Source organism: Anaerobacillus sp. CMMVII, from assembly GCF_025377685.1.
Classification (GTDB): domain Bacteria; phylum Bacillota; class Bacilli; order Bacillales; family Anaerobacillaceae; genus Anaerobacillus.
This window is the reverse complement of record NZ_JACEHK010000018.1, coordinates 86312-112254: the sequence shown is the minus strand read 5'-3', so window position 1 is coordinate 112254 and position 25943 is coordinate 86312. Positions and strand designations below refer to the sequence as shown.

General features: G+C 36.8%; 17 protein-coding genes and 5 pseudogenes. 17 read left to right on the top strand and 5 right to left on the bottom strand.

Annotated features, from left to right (window positions below):
• Positions 1-10: 10 nt before the first annotated feature.
• Positions 11-1294: a heme-copper oxidase family protein gene (locus tag H1D32_RS24195; RefSeq protein WP_261180739.1), complete on the bottom strand. Its 1284-nt coding sequence runs from the start codon at positions 1292-1294 to the stop codon at positions 11-13.
• Positions 1291-1836, bottom strand: a complete 546-nt coding sequence (locus tag H1D32_RS24190) for a DUF2249 domain-containing protein (RefSeq protein ID WP_261180738.1) — start codon at positions 1834-1836, stop codon at positions 1291-1293. Before H1D32_RS24190 ends, H1D32_RS24195 begins: the two co-directional genes overlap by 4 nt.
• A 307-nt stretch (positions 1837-2143) precedes the next feature.
• Here H1D32_RS24190 and argC point away from each other — a divergent pair, with 307 nt between their 5' ends.
• From argC to argF, 7 genes and pseudogenes are all read left to right on the top strand, one after another.
• Entirely contained in the window at positions 2144-3160 is a 1017-nt protein-coding gene (gene argC / locus H1D32_RS24185; RefSeq protein WP_261180737.1) for an N-acetyl-gamma-glutamyl-phosphate reductase, read from the top strand.
• 25 nt (positions 3161-3185) lie between these two features.
• Positions 3186-4423 (top strand): annotated as a pseudogene (gene argJ / locus H1D32_RS24180) (bifunctional ornithine acetyltransferase/N-acetylglutamate synthase).
• 18 nt (positions 4424-4441) lie between these two features.
• Positions 4442-5233: an acetylglutamate kinase gene (gene argB / locus H1D32_RS24175; RefSeq protein WP_261180736.1), complete on the top strand. Its 792-nt coding sequence runs from the start codon at positions 4442-4444 to the stop codon at positions 5231-5233.
• Positions 5234-5310: 77 nt separating this feature from the next.
• Positions 5311-6454 (top strand): annotated as a pseudogene (locus H1D32_RS24170) (acetylornithine transaminase).
• Positions 6455-6750: 296 nt separating this feature from the next.
• Positions 6751-7827, top strand: a pseudogene (locus H1D32_RS24165) (carbamoyl phosphate synthase small subunit).
• Positions 7820-10986: pseudogene (locus tag H1D32_RS24160) on the top strand (carbamoyl phosphate synthase large subunit). Before H1D32_RS24165 ends, H1D32_RS24160 begins: the two co-directional pseudogenes overlap by 8 nt.
• Before the next feature lie 97 nt (positions 10987-11083).
• Positions 11084-12046, top strand: a complete 963-nt coding sequence (argF, locus tag H1D32_RS24155; RefSeq protein ID WP_261180765.1) for an ornithine carbamoyltransferase — start codon at positions 11084-11086, stop codon at positions 12044-12046.
• 1130 nt (positions 12047-13176) lie between these two features.
• On the opposite strand, the gene H1D32_RS24150 is transcribed toward argF, so the two are convergent.
• The gene (locus H1D32_RS24150) at positions 13177-13659 is read right to left on the bottom strand and encodes a Crp/Fnr family transcriptional regulator (RefSeq protein WP_261180764.1); all 483 of its coding nucleotides are present in this window, start codon (positions 13657-13659) and stop codon (positions 13177-13179) included.
• A gap of 47 nt (positions 13660-13706) precedes the next feature.
• Positions 13707-13862: a hypothetical protein gene (locus H1D32_RS24145; protein ID WP_261180735.1), complete on the bottom strand. Its 156-nt coding sequence runs from the start codon at positions 13860-13862 to the stop codon at positions 13707-13709.
• Between the two features lie 343 nt (positions 13863-14205).
• Here H1D32_RS24145 and lpdD point away from each other — a divergent pair, with 343 nt between their 5' ends.
• Both lpdD and H1D32_RS24135 read left to right on the top strand, forming a co-directional pair.
• Positions 14206-14538: a prenylated flavin chaperone LpdD gene (gene lpdD, locus H1D32_RS24140; protein WP_261180734.1), complete on the top strand. Its 333-nt coding sequence runs from the start codon at positions 14206-14208 to the stop codon at positions 14536-14538.
• A gap of 435 nt (positions 14539-14973) precedes the next feature.
• Complete coding sequence (locus H1D32_RS24135; RefSeq protein ID WP_261180763.1) at positions 14974-16059, top strand: TIGR04053 family radical SAM/SPASM domain-containing protein; 1086 nt, start codon at positions 14974-14976, stop codon at positions 16057-16059.
• Positions 16060-16138: 79 nt separating this feature from the next.
• On the opposite strand, the gene tnpB is transcribed toward H1D32_RS24135, so the two are convergent.
• The gene (gene tnpB, locus H1D32_RS24130; RefSeq protein WP_261180733.1) at positions 16139-17350 is read right to left on the bottom strand and encodes an IS200/IS605 family element RNA-guided endonuclease TnpB; all 1212 of its coding nucleotides are present in this window, start codon (positions 17348-17350) and stop codon (positions 16139-16141) included.
• A 672-nt stretch (positions 17351-18022) separates the two neighbouring features.
• Between tnpB and H1D32_RS24125 the strand changes: the two genes are divergently transcribed.
• The 8 genes and pseudogenes from H1D32_RS24125 to H1D32_RS24090 all read left to right on the top strand — a co-directional run bounded on the left by H1D32_RS24125 (position 18023) and on the right by H1D32_RS24090 (position 25863).
• Positions 18023-19222 carry an MFS transporter gene (locus H1D32_RS24125; protein ID WP_261180732.1) on the top strand — a complete coding sequence of 400 codons (1200 nt, stop codon included), beginning with the start codon at positions 18023-18025 and terminating at the stop codon, positions 19220-19222.
• 73 nt (positions 19223-19295) lie between these two features.
• A pseudogene (gene fdhF / locus H1D32_RS24120) lies at positions 19296-21418 on the top strand (formate dehydrogenase subunit alpha).
• Between the two features lie 21 nt (positions 21419-21439).
• Positions 21440-21982 carry a 4Fe-4S dicluster domain-containing protein gene (locus tag H1D32_RS24115; protein WP_261180731.1) on the top strand — a complete coding sequence of 181 codons (543 nt, stop codon included), beginning with the start codon at positions 21440-21442 and terminating at the stop codon, positions 21980-21982.
• Between the two features lie 88 nt (positions 21983-22070).
• A complete protein-coding gene (locus H1D32_RS24110) occupies positions 22071-22604 on the top strand; it encodes a Rieske 2Fe-2S domain-containing protein (protein WP_261180730.1) in 534 nt (177 codons plus the stop codon).
• The gene (locus H1D32_RS24105; RefSeq protein WP_261180729.1) at positions 22597-22791 is read left to right on the top strand and encodes a hypothetical protein; all 195 of its coding nucleotides are present in this window, start codon (positions 22597-22599) and stop codon (positions 22789-22791) included. The genes H1D32_RS24110 and H1D32_RS24105 overlap by 8 nt, the downstream gene beginning before the upstream one ends.
• A gap of 182 nt (positions 22792-22973) precedes the next feature.
• Positions 22974-24269, top strand: coding sequence for a NarK family nitrate/nitrite MFS transporter (locus H1D32_RS24100; RefSeq protein WP_261180728.1), 1296 nt, complete (start codon positions 22974-22976; stop codon positions 24267-24269).
• Between the two features lie 92 nt (positions 24270-24361).
• Positions 24362-25495 (top strand): MFS transporter, encoded by a 1134-nt coding sequence (locus H1D32_RS24095; RefSeq protein ID WP_261180727.1) that lies wholly within the window; start codon positions 24362-24364, stop codon positions 25493-25495.
• The gene (locus H1D32_RS24090; protein ID WP_261180726.1) at positions 25486-25863 is read left to right on the top strand and encodes a hypothetical protein; all 378 of its coding nucleotides are present in this window, start codon (positions 25486-25488) and stop codon (positions 25861-25863) included. Before H1D32_RS24095 ends, H1D32_RS24090 begins: the two co-directional genes overlap by 10 nt.
• Positions 25864-25943: the final 80 nt, after the last annotated feature.

Here is a 25943-nt window from a genome sequence, read left to right as displayed (position 1 = left end):
TCCTTATTATTTATGAAAAAGTAAACACAGCTAATATGTGTATGAAATAAAAGACAACAAAAATTCCAAGACATATTTGTGCAACTAGTGTAAGTAACGCTAGTTGAAAGGCGATGCCCACGCCTAGTAATACTGTTGCTAGACAAACGAATAATAGCCGATAAAATACTTTATTTTCATCTATCATATTGTTCAAAGAAGGTACTTCTTCTTTACCGACGCGATCCCCAAAGCAAAATGTCCACCAAAGAAATGGCACGATTTTTGATAAATATCCTAAGACGGTAACACCGATCCAACCAAATAAATAAACAACACTTACAGCTGTTAAAAAATGTAACGATCCAAACAGTTTTGGTTCTATTATTAAGGCAATTATGGATAAGATGACGACTAAAATAAAACCATCAACAGCATAAACTGTTACCGTAATTCCTTTCCCAGGATTCCTTTTAAACTTCTTCTGCTGAATTTGATAGATATGGTAACGATAAAGACCTAAGCCTAATAAAAAGAACAAGAATCCAATAATTGTTAGGATAAAACCTGCTTGCAAGAAAAAGTTAACTGAAATTATCACTAAACTTAAATGGAACGTTAGTAAAATCCATTTTTGCAGGTTAATTGGTTGACCGTGGGCTAAATAAAACATTGGAAGCATTTTGAAACTATAGCCTACGATTAAAAATAAAAACCAACCAACAAATCCAAACCATATATGGGCTGCTAATATAGCTGAATGTAAAGTTGGTAAAATTTGAAACGAAAAGTTTAAGGCCAGGAGTAGTCCTGAAACTACTGTAAGCAATAAATAGACAAAAGAACTTACTGTAGCAAATAAAATGCTATTGAATGCTTTTGCTTTAGATATTGTCATAAATATATTTACAATAAAGATAATGACACCAGCAACTGTGATTATCGAAGAACCGATTAAGACATTTTTATTAAATTGAAAAAAACCAATTAATAGACCGATAGACCCAGTTGTAAATAAAAAGTAGTGAATGACACCTAAACGAATACTATATAGTTTTTCATTAATAACAACAGGTACAAGTTGATAAACTGCTCCCATCGCTAACATCGTTGTAAATCCAAGGATAAATAAGTGCATTGCACCAATTCCTAATGTTGTACGAATATTCGCACCAGTAAAAAGAGAACCACCAACAATGAGTACGATAGAAAATACAAACAAAGACAAAAATGCTGTAATCATAAATGAAAATGGAAGGTAAAAGCTTGCTCTTGTTTGATCTTTTGCGATTAGGCTTCCTGTAGGAATATTCATCGCTTACCCTCTTTCTTTACAATTGTGACTTCAACAGAACCATCTTCCATTTCTTTTGGTGAATACTCATAACCTAGTTGGTTTAATTCTTCAATTAAAAACGCTGGAAGGCGGTCATTACGAATTGTTAAAACTTCTCCATTTTTCATTGAACTCAATCTAGATAGTGTACGAATCATTGGTTGAGGTGGCTCTAGTCCTCGATTATCTAAATAAAATATAGTCTCATCAATTAGAATTGGGCTATCTTGTTGTGAACAAGGAGGACGATCAGCCACTTCTTCATCTTTTTTCCAGAAGAAAAAACTACGTTTCTTCTTTTTAAATGTTGTGATGAAATGGTCGTCAGCTTTCTTCTGAACCTCATTGGCATATCCTTTTGTCTTCATAATCGTTAGAAGTGGTGTAGGTTTTATCGTGGAATGTAAGACAAAAACATCTCCTTTATCTAAACTTTTAACGGCACTCATTATCTTTTGAAAAGGTTCTAGCTTATTTTTTAAATCCTCTCGAACATCTAACTCAACAACTTTTCCTGACATTAATCACAACTCCTTTTATTTGTTCTTCTTGCTTCATTATAAATGGCCTTCATAAAATAAGATGTGACAGTTATCACGAATGATAATCATTATCAATATTAATTTTTATGGGTTAATGTATAAAAATAAGTTAAGGAATAATAAGAATACAAAGAAAAATGAAAGTGTCCATATGTATCAGCTGTTTACCTATATATTTTCTAAAATAAAAAAATATAAAAATACAGTTGATTTTATTTTTATTCAATCTTATAATTAAAAACAACATTAAATCGTTAAATGAAGTGACAAAGAAAAGAGGAGAAATATGAAGGCAGCGGTAATTGGGGCAACTGGGTATGGAGGAGCAGAATTAGTTCGCATTCTCCACCAACATAAATTGATTCGTAATTATACAATACATTCATCTTCACAGGTTGGGGCTACTATAGGCGCGAGTTATTTGCAAAAATTAGAGCCGATTGATATTGAGAAAATTTCCAAAGATACTGATATAGTTTTTATGGCTACACCCTCAGGAGTTTCTAGGGAACTATCACCTGCATTTGTTGAAAATGGTATAAAAGTCATTGATTTATCTGGTGATTTACGTTTTAGGGATTCTGCAGTTTATGAAAATTGGTATAAGAAAAAAGCTGCTCCTAAACATGTACTAGAAAAGGCAATTTACGGTTTAACAGAAATAAATCGACAAGAAATAAAGAATGCTAGATTAATTGCCAATCCAGGTTGTTACCCAACTGCCACTATTCTGGGGTTGTTTCCACTACTTAAGAATTTTGCAGTAGACACGGAATCCATCATCATTGATGCGAAATCCGGGGTTTCTGGTGCAGGTCGTAATGCGAGCTTGGCTACGAGCTATTGTGAGGTAAATGAAAATTTCAAAATTTACAAAGTCAATGAGCACCAACATATTCCCGAAATTGAGCAGATGCTTAAAAAGGCAAATAGCAATTTGGGGCCAGTTAAATTTAATACTCATCTAGTACCAATGACGAGGGGAATTATGGCAACCATTTATTGTAAACCGCTTCAAATGATAACTGAAAAGGAACTACGCGAATTGTATCAGCATCATTATCAAGAAGACAAATTCGTCAGAGTAAGGGGCATAGGAGAATATCCAGCTACTAAGGAAGTATATGGTTCAAATTACTGTGATATTGGGATCACCTACGATGAACGAACTGGGTGGGTAACAATTGTATCAGTGATTGACAACTTGATGAAAGGAGCTGCAGGTCAGGCAGTTCAAAACTTAAATGTAATGCTAGGAATTGATGAAGGAACAGGGCTTTTGGCCCCGCCCATCTTACCATAAGCAATAATTATAATGAGGTGAAGGAATTGGATACAACGTTAAAAGTTTTTCGGCTAGTCCTGTAGAGGCTGGTAGTATCATTACTCCGAAAGGATTTTATGCAGCGGGTTTACACACGGGTGTAAAACGGTATCGTTTAGACTTAGGGGTGATCTACTGTGAAGTTCCTGCAAGTAGTGCGGCTGTGTACACATTAAATAAAGTGCAGGCTGCTCCGATAAAGGTGACAAAAGAGAGTATAGCTCAAGAAGGTAAGCTTCAAGCAATTATCGTAAACAGTGGGAATGCAAATGCTTGTACTGGAAAAAAAGGGGTTGAAGATGCGTATACAATGCGAAAAGCTACAGCTGAAGTTTTTGGGGTTCCAGAGCATTACGTAGCTGTATCGTCAACCGGAGTCATTGGTGAGTTTCTACAAATTGATAAAATAGTTAATGGTATTAAAAAAATAAAAGCACTTACCCAAGTGAAGTTCGATGCAGCAGAACGTTTTAATGAAGCAATTCTAACTACAGATACAATTAATAAAAGAGCATGTTTTCAAACCACTATAGATGGGAAAACAATTACCTTTGGTGGTGCCGCAAAAGGTTCTGGAATGATTCATCCAAATATGGCGACCATGCTAGCTTTCGTAACCACTGATGCGAATATTGAGCCAGTGTGGCTGCAAAAGGCATTAAGTCAAGTGATTGATGTAACCTTTAATCGAATTACTGTAGATGGAGATACTTCAACAAACGATACTGTCGTTGTAATGGCTAGTGGTTTAGCAAATAATGAAACGTTAACCGATACACACCCTGAATGGGACCAATTTGTTCACGGGTTGCAAATGACTTGCGAACATCTTGCAAAAAAATTGCTCGTGATGGTGAAGGGGCAACAAAGCTGATTGAGGTACAAGTAAAGGGTGCTATAAGTGATGAAGATGCTGGGAAAGTTGCTAAGTCAATCGTAGGGTCAGATCTTGTAAAATCTGCAATTTACGGAACTGATGCAAACTGGGGAAGAATTATTTGTGCAACAGGCTACAGTGGTGCAGACATAAACCCTGATACAATTGATATTTCTATTGGGAAAATTCAAACATTACAAAATGGCATGCCCATTCCTTTTTCAGAAGAAGATGCTACTGAGTATTTGGCAACAGAAAATATTACTATTTATGTAGATTTGCATCTAGGTGAAGGAACTGGGAAGGCCTGGGGCTGTGATTTAACCTATGATTACGTCAGGATAAATGCAGGTTATCGAACATAACCAGAAGGAGCGAAACCAATGAATGATGTCATAGTTGTAAAGTGTGGTGGCAGCACATTAAATGAGCTTTCAGACCAGTTTTTTTCTAGCATGAAACTGTTAAAGGATTTAGATTTGAAGCCAATCATCGTTCATGGTGGTGGTCCTGAGATAAATGAATTACTAAATAAATTACAGGTTACAAGTGAGTTTGTTGGTGGACTGCGGAAAACGACTGAAGAGGTTTTAGAGGTAGCAGAAATGGTTTTAACCGGAAAGGTGAACAAGTGGCTTGTAACGAAATTTCAAAAAGCGGGTCTAACAAGCATCGGTATTTCAGGCTGCGATGCATCCTTACTTAAAGCTTTACCAATTAATAAAGAACAACTTGGATTTGTTGGTAAAGTGACGAGCGTAAATGGTGAATTTCTTCAGCAATTATTAAGTATAAACGTTATGCCCGTCATAGCTCCAATTGGAATTGATGATGCTGGTAATCATTATAACATCAATGCTGATACAGCTGCTGGAGCTGTAGCAGAAAGTATCAAAGCTAAAAAGATGATTTTTGTTACTGATGTACCAGGAATACTGAAAGACAATCAATTACAAAAGGTTGTTTCAATTTCAGAAATTACTGAAATGATTGAAGATGGTACGATTTATGGAGGAATGATCCCAAAAGTGACAGCTGCAGCCAAATGTCTCCAGGGACACATTGATGAGGTTTACATTATCGATGGGAAAGGTAAAAACCTGATGGACGGTCGCGAATTAGTAGGGACAAAAATCGTAAAATCAAAAGAACCAGTTATGAGTTTTGAGTTATGAGATAAGACATGGTTATCTTCTTAGCAAAGTTATGAAACTCAAAACTCCGTACTCAATACTAAAAAGAGGGTGTTTCAATGAGTTATTTATTTCCTACCTATAATAAATGGCCACTTAAAGTTGCTGAAGCTAAAGGAACAACAATTATTGATAAGCATGGTCAGGCCTATTTAGATTTCGTAGCGGGGATTGCCGTTTGCAATCTCGGCCACTGCCATCCTAAGGTTAATGATGCGATAAAAAAACAATTAGATCAAGTAGTTCATGTTTCTAATCTATTTCATATAGAAGGTCAAGAGGCGGTAGCTAAACAATTAGTCGAGAACTCTACTGGTGATGCAGTATTTTTTTGTAACAGTGGGACAGAGGCAAATGAAGCGGCGATAAAGTTAGTAAGAAAAGCAACTAAAAAAACGAACATTATCACTTTTTTTCAATCGTTTCATGGGAGAACCATGGGAAGTTTATCAGCAACTGGACAAGACAAAATCCACAAAGGTTTTACACCATTATTAGAAGGATTTTCATATGTTCCATATAACGATTGTGAGGCATTAAAAGCAGTGGTAGATGATCAAGTAGCAGCAATTTTCCTTGAGGTTATTCAAGGTGAAGGTGGCGTTCGCATAGCAACCAATGAATTTATTGAAACTATCAATGAGTTAAACAAAAACATGATTTTTTAGTTGTTGTCGATGAAGTGCAAACGGGAATTGGCCGAACCGGTAAGGCGTTTGGTTATCAGCATTACAATATGTCACCTGATATCATTACAGTTGCTAAAGGATTAGGAAATGGTTTTCCTGTGGGGGCTCTTATTGGTAATAAGCACCTAATTGAAGCATTTGGCCCAGGGAGTCACGGTTCAACATTTGGTGGTAACCCTTTAGCTATGGCAGCAGCAAGTGCGACAACTGAAATCATCTTCGAGGAAAATTTCTTAGCAGAAGTTGAAGAAAAAGGTGCATATTTTTATCAAGCCTACAAACAGCACTAAAATCAGCACCAACTGTTAAGGAAATTCGAGGCAAAGGGCTTATGGTAGGGATTGAGTGTCATCAAGATGTTAGTACTTTCATATCCTCATTAAGGGATAAAGGCTTATTAGTCTTAAATGCAGGATCAAATGTATTACGACTCTTACCACCATTAACAGTCAGCTTTGCTGAATTAGATCAAGCGGTTGAGATGATTGCCCTAGATTTGGCTGTATTTGTATAGGTTTCTCTTTGAATATAGGTGTTTTCTTAAAGGTTGTTGCTTTTAAAATAGCCAGAAATGATATGATATATCAGGAGCATCTTTTCTAACAATCTACTATACATTGAAATAATTTCCACAAAGCCAAAAAGTTTACGAGAAGAGCCGTGAATATGAGGTAATATGTGCAACGAGTAACTGCAGGCGTAAAACGTTAACAAAAGAGCCTTATAAATGGATTGTTTTTTTGAGGTTTTATGAATAAAAATACAACAGAGATGATTTTTACTCGTCTTTTAAATAGAGGGGGAAGGAAAGTGAAGGGCTATTTAGTATTATCAACAGGTGAATTTTTGAAGGTGAGTTATTAGGAACCGAACAAGAAGTATATGGTGAGGTTGTGTTTTTTACAGGAATGACTGGATATGAGGAAGTGGTTACTGATCCGTCCTTTAGAGGTCAAATGGTTGTTTTCACTTATCCACTAATTGGAAACTATGGTATAACGGTGACGACCAAGAAAGCATAGTTCCACAAGCTTCTGCCTTAATTATGCAAGGCTGCCGAAACCAAGCCTACCATTACCAAGCTACTAGCTCCCTAAAAAACTACGCCGAAAGTAATTCTATTCCAATTCTAGTAGGAGTTGATACTAGAGCGGTTGTAAAGCGTATTCGCGAGTTAGGTGATATGGGTGCAATTATCACGACTGATGTCGAAAAAATAGATTTTAGCACAAAACAAATGATTGGAACTAGAAATATAGTTGAAGAAGTTTCTACATCGAAAATTGAAACGTTTGGAGAAGGGGAATACCATGTTGTCTTAATCGATTTTGGTTTTAAAAAATCAATTTTAACAACACTACTAAAATTAGGCTGCAAAGTAACTGTTGTCCCGTATAATACAGATGAAAAAACAATTAATTGTTTAAAACCAGATGGGCTTCTCTTGTCAAATGGTCCTGGAAATCCCAAAAAACTTCTAAGTTTAACCGGGCAAATTAAACGGTTAGCAACCACCTACCCGACTATGGGGATTTGTTTAGGACATCAGCTTTTGGCTCTTGCATTTGGTGGTGATACTCAGAAGCTTCGCTTCGGACATCGAGGAGCAAATCAACCTGTTCAAAACATAGTTTCGAAGAAAGTATATATTACGTCGCAAAATCATAGTTACGTTGTAACAGAAGAAAGTTTAAAGAAAACAGGGTTTACGCCTCTTTATATAAATATCAACGATCAATCAATAGAAGAATGTCGCACAATCTTTACCCAATTACGTCTGTACAATTTCATCCAGAGGCCCATCCTGGACCTTCAGATTCAGAAGAACTATTTTTACATTTCCTAACGGATATGAGTAGTAAGAGGAGAGAAAAAGTATATGCCTAAACGTCAAGACATTAACAAAATTTTGGTGATTGGCTCTGGTCCAATTGTGATTGGGCAAGCAGCTGAATTCGATTATGCAGGTACTCAAGCTTGTCTTGCTTTAAAAGAAGAGGGGTGCAAAGTAATCCTAATTAATAATAACCCTGCAACAGTTATGACGGATGATGCGTGTGCTGATGTTGTATATTTTGAACCATTGACGGTAGAAAGTGTTGAAAAAATTATCCTAAAAGAGAAACCTGATGGGATTTTAGCGACTTTAGGTGGGCAAACTGGTTTAAATTTAGCGTTATCTTTACACAAGGAAGGTATTTTAGATAAATATGGTGTACCCCTTTTAGGCACACCGATCGAATCGATTATGAAGGGGGAGGATCGTGAAGAGTTCCGGACCCTTATGCATCAATTAGGTGAACCTGTTCCTGAAAGTGAAATAGTTGAGACTGTTGAAGATGCGCTTAACTTTGCAAACAGCGTTGGTTATCCAATCATCGTTCGCCCCGCTTATACATTAGGAGGAGCAGGCGGTGGAATAGTTGACGACGAGTCTTCACTAAAAAAAGTTGTCAAAGGCGGACTTAGTGCAAGTCCAATCAATCAGTGCTTAATTGAGCAAAGTATTGCCGGCTTTAAAGAAATAGAATACGAGGTTATGAGAGATGCCAACGGCACATGCATTACGATTTGTAATATGGAGAACATCGATCCAGTAGGAATTCACACCGGAGATTCGATTGTCGTGGCACCTTCGCAGACCTTAACAGATGTTGAATATCAAATGCTTCGCTCAGTTTCCGTAAGATCATTCGAGCTCTAGGGATTGTTGGTGGGTGTAATATCCAATTTGCCTTAGACCCATACAGTAAACAATATTATTTAATTGAAGTAAATCCACGTGTTAGTCGTTCTAGCGCCTTGGCATCAAAGGCAACAGGCTACCCAATTGCTCGAATTGCAGCAAAATTGAGCTTAGGTTACCATTTACACGAGCTTTTAAACCCAGTAACTGGTCATACGTATGCTAGTTTTGAACCGGCTTTAGACTATTGTGTGGTTAAGTTCCCACGTTGGCCATTCGATAAATTTCCGCACGCAAACCGCAAATTAGGGACACAAATGAAGGCAACTGGTGAAGTAATGGCTATTGAAAGAAATTTAGAGTCAGCCTTCCAAAAAGCCGTTCGTTCATTAGATATTAAAGGAATCGTAGGCTTAGAAATGAAATCGCTGAAGAAAGTAACTCAAGAAAAGTTATGGAAGAGTGTTAAAGAAGCTGATGACCTTCGCTTTTTTGCAATCTTAGAACTATTACGTCGTGGAGTATCAACAGAGGAAGTTCACTACCAAACTAATATTAATTATTTTTACTTGGATAGCTGGAAGTTCTTAGTCGAACAGGAACAGTATGCCCAAAAACTCAGCTATGGAACTATTACAAAAGATGAGTTAGCAGATTTAAAAATACATGGCTTTTCAGATGAATGGTTAGCATCTGTTTGGAATGTTACGTTAGATGACCTTCGCAAGAAGCGCCATGAATTTAACATTACCCCATCATATAAAATGGTTGATACCTGTGCGGGAGAATTTATTGCAAATACTGCATATTATTACTCAAGCTGGTCGGGTGAACAGGACGTAGAAACTGAGACAGCAAAGAATAAAATCATTATTATCGGTTCTGGTCCAATTCGAATTGGGCAAGGGATTGAATTTGATTATTGTTCTGTTCATGGAGTTCTAGCATTAAAACAACTAAATTATGAGGCTATTTTAATTAATAATAATCCTGAAACAGTAAGTACTGATTATGAGATTGCGGATCGACTCTACTTTGAGCCAATCACAACAGAAGACGTTCTAAATATCATCGAGCTTGAAAAGGCCGATGGTGTAATCGTTCAGTTAGGTGGCCAAACGTCGATATCATTAGTGAAAGACTTAGAGGCTGCTGGTGTACCGCTTCTAGGAACGAATCATGACACAATTGATAAATTAGAGGACAGAGATCGTTTTTACAAATTCATGCAGGAAGTAAATGTACCACATATACCAGGAGTTACGGCTTTTCATGAAGTTGACTTACTTGTCAAAGCTGAGGAAATCGGGTTTCCGGTCTTAATTCGTCCTTCGTACGTAATTGGTGGGCAAGGGATGATGGTTTTCCACACTCGTGAAGAAATGGTTGAATATCTTAACGATGAATTGAACTCACCATTGTTTCCTATTTTACTAGATGCATTTTATCCAGGAATGGAAGTAGAAGTGGATGCACTAACAGACGGGAAAGATGTAGTCGTTCCTGGTATGTTTCAACATATTGAAAGAGCTGGTGTTCACTCAGGTGATAGCATCTCTGTCATTCCACCACTAAATGTGAAAGATGTTCATAAAGAAACAATTATAGACTATACAAAACGGATAGCAAATGGCATGAACTTTAAAGGGGTCTTTAATATTCAGTTTGTCATTTTTAAAGAGAAGGTCTTTGTATTGGAAGTTAACCCCCGTGCATCAAGGACTGTGCCTATCTTAAGTAAAGTTACGGGAATGAACATGATTGGTCATACAATTAAGTTGTTAATGGATGAAAAACTAGTTAATTTAATTGACACGTTAGGGTATCAAGAGGAACCACCATATTTTACTGTAAAGGCGCCGGTATTTTCATATTCTAAACTACCGGATCTAGATCCGAAATTAGAAGCAGAAATGAAGTCAACGGGTGAACTCATATCAATTAGCGATAAGGTTGAAGAAGCGTTTCGAAAAGCTTTTGTCTGGGGTGAAAGAGACATTCCACAAATGTTCCAGAAAAAAGGAACAATATTTGCTGAGATTGGTGCTAGTCAGCAGCTAGAATTTACCTCTCTAATACCGTTGTTGCAGCAACTTGGTTTCGAGGTAGTTGACGAATCTACCTGTGCTTTCGAAGAGTGGGTTACTAATGACAATAGTGTTTGTTATGTAAGTGTTGAAATTAATGATGCGACAAGTAAACTAAGACGAAAAGAAACCTTGAAGAATCGCTTACCAGTAGTATCAGAACTTTCAACTTTTACTTTTATGATTAATAGTCTAAAAAATGAAAACTACACTGTTAACTCTATTAATCATTGGTTAGCTAAATATCAAAATGCTAAATGTCCATCAGTTTAAAAATAAGCACTTTTTTTGTATAAAGTTTTACTTTTTAGGATGAGAAAGAAGAGCCATAGATAATTTATTGAAAAAGGATGTGTAGAACTTGACTGTCATGTCGGTACTCGAATCAGGACTTCATTTAAAAAAATACAAAGGGAAGCATTTTCTTACGCTGCTCGATTATTCATCAACTGAAATAAAGGAACTTTTAGATTTTTCATTAACTTTAAAAAACTATCAAAAGGAAGGTGTTCCACACCAACTTTTAATGGGGAAAACTCTAGCAATGATTTTTGAGAAATCCTCTACAAGAACAAGGGTTTCTTTTGAGGTAGGGATGACACAATTGGGTGGATCTGCGTTATTTTTAAGTTCAAAGGATTCGCAGCTTGGAAGAGGTGAACCAATTTCAGATACTGCTCAAGTTCTTTCAAGATACGTAGATGGAATTATGATTCGAACACATGGGCATGAAATCATTGAGGAATTGGCACACTATTCAACGGTCCCTGTTATTAATGCATTAACAGATGATTTCCACCCTTGTCAAGCTCTAGCCGATATCTTAACAATTTTGGAAGTGAAGAAAACCTTTAATGGACTGAAGGCAGTATACGTTGGTGATGGAAATAATGTTGCCCATTCGTTATTAATTGCTTGTGCAAAAGTTGGAATCGACATTGCTATTGCCACGCCAAAGGGATATGAACCAAAGGAATGGATCGTCAAAGAAATTGAGGCAATATCCATAGAAACGGGATCTCAGTTCATGTTAACAAATGACCCGATTGAGGCAGTTCGTGGTGCAGATGTAGTTTATACTGATGTATGGACGAGTATGGGCTACGAAGAGGAGACAGCTAAGAGACTTGAAGATTTTAAGTTATTTCAAGTGAATGATTCGTTAATGACATATGCGAAACCTGATTACATGTTCTTACATTGCTTGCCAGCTCACCGTGGAGAGGAAGTTTCCGCTGGGATCATTGATGGAAATCACTCATTTATTTTTGATCAAGCAGAAAATCGCCTACATGTACAAAAAGCAATCCTGGTTGCGTTAATCGGAAATTAAATAATAAAAAAATGAGGGGCTATCTATTTTGCGTTGGAATAGCCACTCTTTTTTTTCTTTAAGTAAAAATCTTATATTAGAATGGTGTTGACCTGAACGAGTTGTTGCGATTTCGTAATAGTTGTTTTCGTAAATATTTTGCTTTTTGAGCCAAATATCCGCTTAGCGACGACCAAAAGCTAATAGCAACAATCTTTAAGAAAGCTTGTTTTCACATAAAATGTTATGTAATAACGTTATTTGTAGTTAATGTCTAGTTCTAGGCGCCTAAGCTATATCTGAAAATAATTCACAAAATAGTCACACTACCTCCTGTCGTTATGTGACGATTCTCACAGAATCAATGTTGAGTTACTTGTAAGATAAAGGTAAGCAATAAAGGTTCTTGGTACATGGAAACGGACCATTATTTATCTAATGTTCGCCCAAAACGTTAATAAATAAAGTTTTCATAAACAAGACCAATCTAATATAACAAAGCAAATAAGTAGATAGAAAAAGGTTAGAATATCTAACGAAAATGTTGCCAAATAACAATGTTAATAACGTGTAAATGCATGAAATAATGTATTTTTGTTCATTTGACCCCCAATCTTTTGAACAGAGGAAATGACGAAACCCAGATCGTCATTTTTTTTTTTTTGCTGTTTTCTCAAAGATTGTTGCTTTTAAAAATAGCTAGAAATGACAAGGTATATCAAGGTCTAAGGTGCATCTTTTCTAACATTTGTTGTTAAGTGCAGAAATATGGATTATTTATAGAATTAAGCCAAAATGTCTACGAAAATATCTTTTGAATATCAAAAAAGAACTAAGAGAAGGACCTTAGTTCTTTTTATAAGGCTCTTTTCGTAAACATTGCTCCTGCGGTTACTCGTCGCACAAAAAAACTTGTTGCTTTTTTACACTAAAATAATCGGAAAAATACCTTAAATGAAGATATCACCCAATAAATTAATTAAGAAAAGAGCAATACTTACTAAATTAGTGGTGAATTCTTAGTATATTGTGTAAAAATCCGGCTTTTGGGATTTTTACGAAAGCAACAAACTTTGCGAAAACAGCCTTTTATAATATAGTCCTCAGTTATTGCACTTTAATTTAACCTAGTATGTTTAGGTAAGAGGCCCTTAATTAATATATTCGTTTAATAAGTCCATATTATGAATAACTAAATATCCATCCTTTTTTGAAACAATTCCTTGTTGTTTTAATTGATTCATTAAGCGGGTAACACTCTCACGAGTCGCGCCAAAAAAACTGCCGAGATCCTCATGGGTAAGCTTTAACTTTATCGTAACATTATCATTGTTAACTTCGCCATATTCTTCAGCTAATCGAACTAGAGTTGCAGCTAATGCGCCAAATTTTCCATATAAAGCAATATCTCTTAAAGTGGTTTGGGAGATACGCAATCTTTCTGAAACAAACCTAAACATGGAAACAGCTAGTTGAGGATGATGTAGTAAAAATGATTCTAATTCATCATTTTTTATATAAGATACGTAGCCACTCTCAATACAAATTGCTGTTGCTGGGTACGTACTTCCTTCTTTACAAAAAAGTGCTACCTCAGCAAACATATCACCAGTCTGACGAATGCTTAAGGATATCTCTTTTCCTTCAGGTGTACTTTTACTAATGCGTACCTTTCCCTCGTTTATAAAAAAATAGATTCCGCTGTATCATACTCGTGAAAAAGCACTTCACCTTTTGTCATTTTTTTTGTCTGAATAATTTCTGATAATTGTTGTTTTTGAACTTCTGGTAAAACTGAAAAAATAGGGATGCTATCTAGAAACTTGGAAATAGACATAATTTCAGCCCCTTTTTAAATTAATTGTAACTATGTAACAATAATCACTTATTTTAAGAGCACAAGCGAGTAGAATAATAATCGAAGAAGTGTGTAAAAATCTACTTTCTGAAATAACGATACCATAAACTACTTAGTTAATGTGTAAAAATTTCACGAGATTATAGTAACCAATTAGGGAAATCCTTTTTTAGGTCTATTCTAATAACAATTTGTGTCAATTACAAGAACAGATAAATTCAATTTGGTAATTAAAAAACCTACTGTGATGTGCTTCACATTATTTGAGATTTGAATTTGTTAAGATAAGTTCAAATCCACTGATATAGGGGGAGAAAAAACGATGATCAGTTGTGAGTTAAATCGTGTAGGCGAGGATAATCTAATAGTTGTATCTGGTGGAACCGCACCACATATTGGTGCAGTAGTAATAGCCACTTATGAGGAAAGTGAAGTGAAAATTATAAGTTACGGTTTTCCACATCATAAAGAAGAAGATTTATTTATTGAATTAGCTAAAGTTTGGTGCAATACTTTCCAACAAAAAATTGTCCTCTTGGGTGGCATTCATATAGATGATGCTACAAAAGAACAAATAGAAGGTCTTGTAAACGAGACGTGGGCTAAATTTTTTAATTTAATGGCAGACCAAAAAGCAGTACCTTGTAGAGTCTAAGAAACAGTGAGGATCTAATTGTAGATCCCTCTTTTTTTTGAAAGATAAGAATGCATAAAATTTCAACGTAATAACTGTCTAGCTCCAAGACACATCAATGAAGTTACTTCATTGCAGGTTTTGCGACGAGTAAACGTAGTGACGCAGGAGCACCGCCCAACCCCTCGAAAAACATTTGCTTGTCGCTGCTCCTGCGGTTACTCGTCGCAAAGCAGAGAAGAGAAGTAACCCGAGGAAGTTCCTTGGCTACCTAGGGGAAAAGTACTGCACTTTTTCCTATGGCGCTTGCGCTTTTCTTAATTTGTGTCAAATGTTTGTTATATCTCAATCCGCTTTATTTCATGTGATATATCTCACTGCTGCATTTGCAACACTCGCTTATGATTAAACCATGATAAAAAACTTTTACTAGAACGGAGGAGTTACTATGGATTTATCTTTCTTATCAATGAAACCAAAAATTATGATGAAAATCCGTTCATTGTTATTTGGGAAGTAACTAGAGCTTGCGCGTTAAAATGTTTACATTGTCGAGCGGAAGCTCAATATCAAGCAGATCCAAGACAGCTTTCTTTTGAAGAGGGTAAGAAATTAATAGATGAAATAGCAACAATGGAAAACCCTTTATTTGTATTTACAGGTGGGGACCCATTAATGAGGCCTGACCTTTATGAATTAGCGAAGTATGCGATAGAAGAAAAGAAGCTACCGGTATCAATGACACCGAGTGCGACGCCAAAAGTAACGAAAAAAGCGATTGACCAGGCAAAAGAAGTTGGTCTTTCAAGATGGGCGTTCAGTTTAGATGGTTCAACAGCAGAGATTCATGATCATTTCCGAGGAACAAAAGGTTCATACGATTTAACCATGAAAGGTATTGATTACTTAAAGGAACTAAATATTCCAATCCAAATTAATACCACTGTCTCTAGATATAATATAGATGATCTACCTGCAATGGCGGAAAAGGTTAAAGAGATGAATGCTGTTCTATGGAGTGTGTTCTTCCTAATTCCGACGGGAAGAGGAATGGAAAAAGATATGATTACTGCAGAAGAGCATGAAGAAGTTATGAAATGGTTATTTAAAATGCAGCAAGAAATGCCATATGACGTTAAGGCTACAGAAGCGCCGCATTACCGTCGTGTTGCAATTCAGGAAAGAAAACGTTTGAAATTAGGAAATACACAAGGGACAAAGCGTTTAGATACACTGGGAAGAGCACCAAAAGGAGTTAATGATGGTGATGGTTTTATCTTTATAAGTCATATTGGCGATGTCTATCCAAGTGGTTTCTTACCTGTGAAATGTGGTAATGTACGTGAAACACCACTTCCTGAAATTTACCGAGAAAGTCCAATACTGAAAGAGTTAAGAAATAAAGATTTATTAAAAGGCAAATGTGGGGTTTGTGAGTTTAAGGAAATTTGTGGTGGATCTCGTGCAAGAGCTTATGCACTTTCTGGAGATTATTTAGAAAGTGATCCATATTGTGCCTACATTCCTAAGGCATTACAGTGAACTACCCTCCACTTAATTTTCTAACGAAAATTTGAAGTGGGGGCTTCCTAAGTAAAGACACCTATTGGTATCTAGTTGATTAGGCGATCCCTGTCGTCCCGACAGTTAATCGTAATGCTTCATTACGAAGATTCATTCCTGCGTTTACATCTCTTTGGTGATAGCTCTTACATGATGGACATTCCCATTCACGTAACGCCAGATGTTTCACGTCTTTATTCTTGTAGCCACAACACGAACACAGCTGACTACTTGGGAAGTTTTTAGCGACTACTACTACTTGTTTGCCATACCACCTTGCTTTGTATTCAAGCATTTGACGAAATTGATACCACCTTGCTTTGTATTCAAGCATTTGACGAAATTGATACCACGAAGCTTCACTAATGGCCTTGGCAAGGTTCTTATTTTTTACCATATTTTGAACCGAAAGATCTTCCATCCCAATGATGTCGTGGTTTTTGACAAGATTGGTTGAAAGTTTGTGTAAGAAGTCTGTACGAGCGTTCGTAATCTTTTCATGAATCAGAGCGACCTTTTTTCGTTGTTTGTACCAGTTGGATGAACCGATGTTTCGTCTGGAAAGGATTTGTTGAGCCTTTACTAACTTTTGCTCAAGAGAATGAAACCATCTCGGATTCTGATAGACAGTACCATCCGAAAGAGTCGCAAAAGCTTTAAGACCGACATCGACACCGACAGATGAATCGGTTTCAGGCAGTTTTTCGACCTTTGTTTCTACTAAAATACTAATGAAGTATTTACCGCTTGGACTGCGCCGAATCGTCGCATTTATAATTCGGCCGTTCACTTCACGACTTTTCGCAAAACGAACAAGTCCGAGTTTTGGTAACTTGATGTAGCGATCCAAAACCATGATGTTCCCATTGGTCTGTTTTGTGGTGTACGACTGAACCTTGTTCTTCTTTGACTTAAACCGAGGAGCTTTGGCTTGTTTTTTGTAGTAGCGAGTATACGCATTATTTAAGTTTTCTACGGATTTTTGGAGAGAAATACTATCAACTTCTTTTAGAAATGGGTACTGTTTCTTTAACCAACGAACCATTTTTACCGAGTCGTATTTTTTAAAGAATTCACCTTTCCAAGCATTTGTAGGTAGCTGCCCGGATTGCTTCATTTCTTCCACGATGTACCAATAGGCATCTTTCTGTTTTTGCTTGGCAAGGAAGAAGTTAAACACGAAACGCGCACATCCAATGGTCTTATTGATGAGCTCTAGTTGTGACTTTGTTGGGTAGATACGAAATTTATAGGCTTTCTTTACAACCATATTTTCCACCTCACTCTCTAACCATATTATAACACAAAATAGGATCATACGTTCTGGTTTTTGTGAAAAGATAGCCATTCATCCCCCACTTACTCGTAAACTCCTTGAAGTGGGGGTCTTCTGGCCAAAAATGATAAAGACTTTTAAAAGGTTGGCTAAATGCCACCTTTTTTGTTTATGTTAATTTTTCTAAAAGGATTGTTGGTTTTAGCTTCGAAATCTAAGTGAGGGGGAGGACGAAGTTAGTTGTCTTCCTCCTCACTTAGATTGGATAGTAAGTGAAGAGTTTTCTATAGCCTAATAAGTAACTTGCGCAATTAATATTTGATAGCCAAAAGAGCAATGGAGTTTTTTGAAAGATTAAAGTTTTTCGAAAATAATAATGTAAGCCTTACCAATTCCTTGATAAACTATGACTATTTTGTGAACGGGAAAACCTTTACTTTGATAAAGTACCGTTGGTATATCAATGATTTTAACTACTTTTAGCATGGTGTTAATGTGACAAATGAATTTTCTGTGAGAAAATTCACAGGGGCGGTGTGAGAAAATGCACAGTTACTTAATGTTGTCTCTTCTACAATAAGGGTAAGAAAACAGTGAAGCACCGTTCACAGCTACAAGGCCTATAGTTGTCCAATGTGCAATTACCTCTAAGGGAGTGATATACAGATGAATAATCTCCAAAGAAATTATTCTACAAATAATATAGAAACAGCAGAAGTGGAAAATGTAATGATGAAAAAGATTGAAAGATCCTTTTACTCAAAAACAAGTATGTATGCATTCTTCGTGGTTACTTTTTTGTTCCTAACAATGTGGATAGGAACAGGGCAGTTTGCGAAAGTTGATTTAATGCTTATGGGATATATGGTTGCGTCATTTATTTTCGCGATTGGTATTACAGTTAGAATGGCAGCTTGGTTAATTCGCCCAGCAACTAATCAAATGGTAAAAAGAAGTATTAAAAACTTTTTTACTAAAAAACGTTCAAAAAGAAATATCACTGCAATTTTGAAAACACTTGTGGACAATATTATTCTACAAAAATTCATCTTTAAACGCGGCTTATACCGTGGTATCCAACATTGGTTAATCGCATGGGGGTGTATCGGGTCGTTTGCAATCACCTTCGGCCTAACGTTTGGCTGGATGCACTTTAGACTTATCGATGCGACAACGTATCAAATGATGGTATTCAACATCCCAACAATAAAAATGCAAGCAAATGGATTGTTTGCAGAGATGATCTATAACGGACTTAATATTACAGCATTAATGGTTTTAGTTGGTGTCATAATGGCCCTGGTTAGAAGAATTCACAATCACGATTTGAAAGTCACTGAACGTGCTGAGTTTGATTTATTACCACTTTATATACTTCTAGCGGTAACGGTATCAGGTTTATTATTAACAGTTTCATATAAATTTATGGGTGGATTTTTTCATCCGCAACTAGCATTAGGGCATCAAATTACTGTAGTACTATTCTTAATTTACTTCCCATTCGGAAAACTTTTCCACTTGCCAATTCGGCCACTAGCAACAGCGGTACCGATGAACTACCAGGAGGAAATGATGGTTGATACGAGATCATGTAAAAAATGTGGAACCAAATATAGTAATGATGATCAAATTGAAGATGTAAAAGCTATTTTACATGCGCAACAGTTCGATTTGAAACTTGAAGATGGCACGTATCTAGCGGACTACTGTACAAATTGTCGTAGAAAAATTCGGGTGATGAGTCAGTTAAACTTAGGTTCAGTAAAAGGAAATCCATACGGACCAGTTCAAACGAATAACGGAATTCACATTCCAGGTTTTGGAAGAAAAAGATCGGATGAGTTCTATAACAAAGAGAATAAGTAAGTAAAAAAAGATTAACGTTTAGCTCATGACGCCTCAAGCGTCACGGTGCTTTTCAATCAGAGGAGGATAAATAATGACACAGTTTTTAGCTAAAGAAGGCGTAAAAAATCTTCATCATGAAGGTGAAAAACTAATTACAACTCATTGCTGCTATTGTGGAATGCAGTGTGGGATGCATATAAGATTAAATGAAAAAACAGGTAAAGTTGTTGGGGTAGAACCTCGTTATGACTGGCCAGTAACGTTAGGAAAGATGTGTCCTAAAGGTGTAACTGCGTACCAAACAGTAGATCATGATGAAAGAATAAAGACACCATTAATTAAGAAAAATGGCCAGTTCGTAAAAGCGACATGGGAAGAAGCTCTCGATTTAATTGAGAAGAATTTTAAAGAACTGCAAAGTAAGTATGGTAAAGACGCGCTGTCGGTATATGGCGGAGTTTCAATGACAACGAAAAATGTTATCTCGTAGGGAAGTATGCTCGCGTCGCATTAGGAACACGCTTTGTTGACTATAACGGTCGTTTTTGTATGAGTTCTGCGGCTGGTGGTTTCATGAAGACGCTTGGAACAGACCGAGGTTCTACATTCCCATGGACTGACTTAGAGCATACGGATTGCTTCTTTATTTCTGGATGGAATGCGGCAGAATGTCATCCAACTTCAATCCAGTGGTTATGGAAGGCAAGAGACAAAGGCGCCAAAATGATCGTAGCTGATCCTCGCGAGACTCAAATTGCTAGACTTGCTGATGTACACCTAGATTTAAAATCTGGTACTGACTCAGCGTTAGCTAACGGTATGTTGCACATCATCGTCCGTGACGGATATGTAGATGAGGCTTATGTTAACGAACGCTGTAACAACTTTGAAGAGATGAAAGAAAATGTAAAGATGTTTACTCCTGAGTATACATCTGAAATTACTGGAGTTTCTGTTGAGAAAATTGAAAAAGCTGCTCGGATTTATGGTCAATCCCCTCGTTCGGTAGTAATGTTCTGTCGTGGTATTGAACAACAAACAAAAGGAGTAGACAACGTTTGTATCTATACTTCAATGGCATTACTTAGAGGGCAAATTGGAAAATTTGCTTCTGGAGTGGCAACAGTGACTGGTCAAGGAAATGGTCAAGGTGGTCGCGAACATGGGCAAAAGGCAGATGCACTTCCTGGATACAGAAAAATTGCAGATCCTGAACATGTTAAATATATTTCAGGCGTTTGGGGAATTAAACCAGAAGAAATGCCAAAAGCAGGGGTTTCTGCTTATGAGATGTTTGATGAAATTCAAAAAGGAAATATTCGTGCGATGCACGTGATGTGTAGTAACCCGGCTGTATCTGCTCCAAATACGGAGTATGTTTGGGATAGTTTTAGAAAATTAGACTTTTTAGTTGTTAGTGATTTCTTCTTATCAGAAACAGCAGAATTTGCAGATGTCGTTCTTCCTGCTACAACGTGGGCTGAAGATGAGGGAACAACTACAAACCTTGAAGGTCGGGTAATTCGTATTCGTAAAGTTAAAGATCCAGTTGGAGAATCTAAAACTGATTGGCAGATTATGCAGGCTATTGCTGAGCGTATGGATAAAGGTAAGTTCTTTCCATATGAAAATGTACCACAAATTTATGAAGAATTCCGCCTAGCAACAAAAGGTGGAAAAGCCGATTATTACGGGATTACGTATGACCGAATCGATAAAGAGGATGGAGTATTCTGGCCATGTCCATCAGAAGATCATCCTGGAACACCAACAATGTTCAAAGAAAAATTTGATACACCTAATGGGAAGGCAAATTTAGCAGTAGTAGAGTGGCAGGAACCAGCAGAAATTCCAACTGCAAAATATCCACTTACATTAACAACTGGTCGCGTTGTATTCCATTATCTATCCGGTACACAAACTAGAAGAGTAAAATTCTTGATGGAACAATGTCCACTACCTTACGCAGAAATGCATCCAGAATTAGCGAGTCAGTATAATTTAGCAAATGGAGATCAAGTTAAATTAACTACACCGCGATCTTCAATGGTGGTAGATGTTCGTTTAACTAAGGCAATTCGAAATGATCATGTATTCGTCCCTTACCATTGGGGGAAAGAGTTATCTGTTAACCAGTTAACGAATCCGGCTCTAGATCCGACTTCAAGAATGCCAGAATTTAAAGTTTGTGCAGTTAAAATAGAGAAAGTTTAGTTGGAAAGGGGAGACTATACTATGAATAAAATTATGTACCTTGAATTTGAACGTTGTATCGGGTGCCGTTCTTGTCAGGCAGCCTGTCGCGAATGTGGTGGCCATGATGCTAAAGAACGTAACTATGTAGAATATGTTGACTTCATGGAAAGCCGTCAAACTTACCCTATGCTTTGTATGCAGTGTAAAGATCCTGCTTGTGCCAGGGTATGCCCAGCAAATGCGATCCAAATTACTCCAGAAGGGGTAGTGCTCTCAGCGATGGAAGAAAAGTGTATCGGCTGTAGAAACTGTACTTTTGGTTGTCCATTTGGTATTCCGAAGTTCGATTTTGAAGAGAATAAGATGTATAAATGTGACATGTGTTATGACAGAACACAGCATGGCATTTCACCGATGTGCGCATCTGTATGTCCTAGTGACGCAATTCGTTTTATTGATTTTGATGAGATGCAAGCTTTGCGTCGTCGTAGAACGCAAATGAATTTGATTGAAGGTAAGAAGCCAACAGAACAAGACAAATGGCAGTATGTACCAGAGTTTTTCGGAGTTTACAGTGACTAATAATAAATGAGGAAAGCCCTTCCTCACTTAAAGCGAGGGGTCCCCTCGCTTTAAGTATCTCAAATATGTGAATGGAGGGTAAAACATCATGACAGAAAAAAAGAAGTTAGGTCGCAATCAAAAAGATACTAACGATGACATGATTAATTTAGTGGATAATCTCAATCAAAAAGACGATTTAAAATATAACCGTCGTGCATTTTTAAAAACTGCAGTTGGAACATCGGTGGCTTTAGGTGCAGCAACTATTCCTTTTTCAGTTAAGGCAATGCTAGGGATAGCCGAAAAGGACTATGAAAGGGTTGAAATCGCTAAGCTTTCTGATATTCCAGAAGGTGATTCTGTGACATTTTATTACCCAACTGAAAGTGATCCTGCACTATTAATACACACCGTGAATGGTGATTTAAAAGCCTATAATAGTGCTTGTACTCATCTTATGTGCCCTGTTTTTTATGAGAAGACCCAGGACGTACTCTTATGTCCTTGCCATGCAGGTTATTTTGATGTGAACAATGGACATCCAAAAGCCGGACCTCCTCAACGTGAGCTTCCTTTGATTGAGATTGAAGTCGACAATGGAATTGTTTATGCAGTTGGGAGGCAGTATCGTCATGGGTAAAAAAGCGTGTTGGTCCATCATTATCCTAACCATTATAGTTAACGTTGTAATGGTTCAATGGACAGTTGAAGCTCATTACGGAAGAGAGTATGGAGATATTTTAATTTATAGTGGGGTAAGTATCGTCTCAGCTTTTATTGCCTTACTAACCTATATGCAGTGGCGTAAACTCGAATATAAAGAGTAGGTTAATTGTACTTATTTGAACGGTAATTATAGTTTTAAATCTGGTAAATATGAATATTTTATGAACTTCGACATACGAGTGAGAATTTTCACATCATCCATGGTAGGCCATCAACTATCATGAAATTAGCTCTTAAGACAAGACAAAAATTAGAAGGAACTATTTTTCTAGGAGGAATTAGAATGGCAAGGATCACAAGATGGGAGCCTGAAAACGAACAATTTTGGGAAGCTGAAGGAAAACGACATGCAACTCGAAATTTATGGATCTCAATTCCTGCATTACTTTTGGCTTTTGCTGTATGGCAAATTTGGTCAGTTACTGCAGCAAGCTTAAATGATATTGGCTTTAATTTTACAAAATCTGAATTATTTACTTTAGCAGCACTTCCAGGTCTAACTGGTGCAACACTTCGTATTTTCTACACATTTGTTGTTCCTATTTTTGGAGGCCGTAACTGGACTATTATCAGTACAGCATCACTACTTATTCCAGCAATAGGTATTGGTATTGCTGTACAAAACCCAGAAACATCTTTTATGACGATGGCGATTTTAGCTGCTCTTTGTGGGCTTGGAGGAGGGAATTTTGCTTCTTCAATGTCTAATATCAGCTTTTTCTATCCAAAGAAAGCAAAAGGAACAGCGCTTGGCTTAAATGCAGGAATCGGAAATTTAGGAGTAAGTGCCGTACAATTTTTAGCTCCGTTAGTTGTAACAATTGGGATTTTTGGAGCTGTAGCAGGAAATCCTCAGGTTTTATCAGATGGTACACAAGTATGGGTTCAAAATGCAGCTTTTGTTTGGGTAATTCCAATTATTCTAACAGTGATTGCAGCAATCTTTGGAATGGATAATCTACCAGGAACCAACGCTTCAATTAAAGAGCAAGCGGTAATTTTTAAGAATAAACATACATGGATCATGACTTGGCTATACGTAATGTGTTTTGGATCATTTATTGGTTATTCAGCGGCATTCCCACTTCTCATAAGAACTGAATTTCCAGAAGTTAATGCCTTACAATTTGCTTTCTTAGGACCACTAGTAGGTGCATTAATTAGACCTGTAGGTGGATGGGTTTCAGATAAAGTGGGAGGAGCTATCGTCACATTTATTGATATTATTGTGATGATTGCAGCCACAATTGGAGTAATTTACTTCTATAATTTAGGAAATTTCAATGGATTCTTAATCATGTTCCTAATCCTTTTTGTCACAACAGGTATTGCAAATGGTTCAACATTTAGAATGATTCCTTATATTTTCAACAATCAAAAAGAGGCAGCGGCTGTAATCGGTTGGACATCGGCTATTGGGGCGTATGGAGCATTCTTAATTCCGAAGATCTTTGGTTGGTCTATCGACACGACTGGAATGGCAAACACTGCTTTATATATCTTTATTGTTTACTATGCAATAAGTTTAGTAATTACATGGTATTTCTACTCAAGAAAAGATGCAGAAGTAAAGTGTTAAGTTAAATAAGTCTATTAAAAACTATTCTTCTATCATCAGTAGGTGGAAGAATAGTTACATATTATTATCCTTTTGATGGAGGATTGAATGCAATGACAAGTAGAGAATTGTTCCACTTTAAAAATTCGCGTACGAAAACATTACACTTAACATGGATTGCATTTTTTATTTCGTTCTTTGCTTGGTTTAATATGGCACCGCTTGCAGGAACGATGGTTGAGTCAGTAGGGTGGTTAACTAAAGATCATATGGCAGCACTGGCAATTATAAATGTTGCATTAACAATTCCGGCTCGAATTGTTATCGGTATGTTACTCGATAAATATGGTCCGAGAAGAGTTTTTTCAATTTTGCTAATTGTTATGGCGTTTCCTACATTTATGTTTGCATTTGGTGATACATGGATGCAATTATTTATCTCACGTTTATTATTAAGTTCAATTGGTGCTAGTTTTGTAGTAGGTATTCGAATGGTATCAGAATGGTTTCCTCCAAAGAGTGTAGGCTTTGCAGAAGGCTTTTATGCAGGGTGGGGAAATTTCGGATCAGCTGCAGCTGCTATTGTCCTGCCGTGGGTTGCTATAACGATGTTCGGTGGTGACGATGGCTGGCGCTATGCGATCGCTTTCAGTGGTATAGCTTGCTTGATTTATGGTATTATTTATTGGTTTGTTGTGAGCGACACTCCAGAAGGGAAAATCTATCAAAAACCAAGAAAAACTGCGGCAATGGAAGTAAGTACTTATAGCGATATGGTACAATTAATCATGTGGACAGTCCCATTAGTTGGTGCGTTAGGATTGCTTTCGTGGCGATTAAAAGATTTGGGTTTCCTTTCCGAACAAGCTTTGTATATTATTTATGCAGTTTTAATAGTTGTTTTAGTGTATCAGATTTTGCAAATTATACGAGTGAATTTACCAATTTTAAGAGCTGGTGTACCAGAAGATGATAAATATAAATTTAAAAATGTTGCTGCACTAAACACTACATATTTTGCAAACTTTGGAGCGGAATTAGCGATTGTTTCAATGTTGCCATTATTCTTTTTATCCACATTCGGTCTCACGGCTACAGCTGCAGGGTTAATTGCCTCATCATTTGCATTTGTTAATTTATTTGCAAGGCCTTTCGGTGGTTGGCTTTCCGATAAAATGACAAGTCGAAAAGAGTCATGCTTATCTATATGTTTGGAATTGGGTTGGGACTTATTGGAATGGGAATGATAAATTCTGAGTGGCCTTTAATTCTCGCAGTTCTTGTCACTGTATTAACTTCAATGTTCATTCAAGGAGCAGAAGGGGCAACATTTGCAGTTATCCCACTTATTAAGAAACGAATCACAGGACAAATTTCAGGGATGGCAGGGGCTTACGGAAACGTAGGAGCAGTGGTCTATTTAACAATTTTTACCCTTGTTACGCCACAAACCTTCTTCTTTATTTTAGCCGGAGGAGCGTTTTTTAGTTTCCTGTTTTGTCTGTTGTTTTTAGATGAACCAAAGGGTTCTCATAGTGAAGAATATCAATTATCTAGCGTTGATATTGCTCAGCAAAGAAACAATCTAGAAGGAAAACAAATGAAAGGAGCTTAATAGTAAGCTCCTTTTTATCTTTGATGTTATTTATTCAGTTTTACTTATAGGTGACTTCATGTTACAATCTTTTAGGAGCT

Coding starts and splice junctions, on each gene's coding strand:
- H1D32_RS24195 (WP_261180739.1), bottom strand. CDS start 1,294: ATGAATATTCCTACAGGAAGCCTAATCGCAAAAGATCAAACAAGAGCA.
- H1D32_RS24190 (WP_261180738.1), bottom strand. CDS start 1,836: ATGTCAGGAAAAGTTGTTGAGTTAGATGTTCGAGAGGATTTAAAAAAT.
- argC (WP_261180737.1), top strand. CDS start 2,144: ATGAAGGCAGCGGTAATTGGGGCAACTGGGTATGGAGGAGCAGAATTA.
- argB (WP_261180736.1), top strand. CDS start 4,442: ATGAATGATGTCATAGTTGTAAAGTGTGGTGGCAGCACATTAAATGAG.
- argF (WP_261180765.1), top strand. CDS start 11,084: ATGTCGGTACTCGAATCAGGACTTCATTTAAAAAAATACAAAGGGAAG.
- H1D32_RS24145 (WP_261180735.1), bottom strand. CDS start 13,862: ATGTCTATTTCCAAGTTTCTAGATAGCATCCCTATTTTTTCAGTTTTA.
- lpdD (WP_261180734.1), top strand. CDS start 14,206: ATGATCAGTTGTGAGTTAAATCGTGTAGGCGAGGATAATCTAATAGTT.
- tnpB (WP_261180733.1), bottom strand. CDS start 17,350: ATGGTTGTAAAGAAAGCCTATAAATTTCGTATCTACCCAACAAAGTCA.
- H1D32_RS24125 (WP_261180732.1), top strand. CDS start 18,023: ATGAATAATCTCCAAAGAAATTATTCTACAAATAATATAGAAACAGCA.
- H1D32_RS24115 (WP_261180731.1), top strand. CDS start 21,440: ATGAATAAAATTATGTACCTTGAATTTGAACGTTGTATCGGGTGCCGT.
- H1D32_RS24110 (WP_261180730.1), top strand. CDS start 22,071: ATGACAGAAAAAAAGAAGTTAGGTCGCAATCAAAAAGATACTAACGAT.
- H1D32_RS24105 (WP_261180729.1), top strand. CDS start 22,597: ATGGGTAAAAAAGCGTGTTGGTCCATCATTATCCTAACCATTATAGTT.
- H1D32_RS24100 (WP_261180728.1), top strand. CDS start 22,974: ATGGCAAGGATCACAAGATGGGAGCCTGAAAACGAACAATTTTGGGAA.
- H1D32_RS24095 (WP_261180727.1), top strand. CDS start 24,362: ATGACAAGTAGAGAATTGTTCCACTTTAAAAATTCGCGTACGAAAACA.
- H1D32_RS24090 (WP_261180726.1), top strand. CDS start 25,486: ATGGGAATGATAAATTCTGAGTGGCCTTTAATTCTCGCAGTTCTTGTC.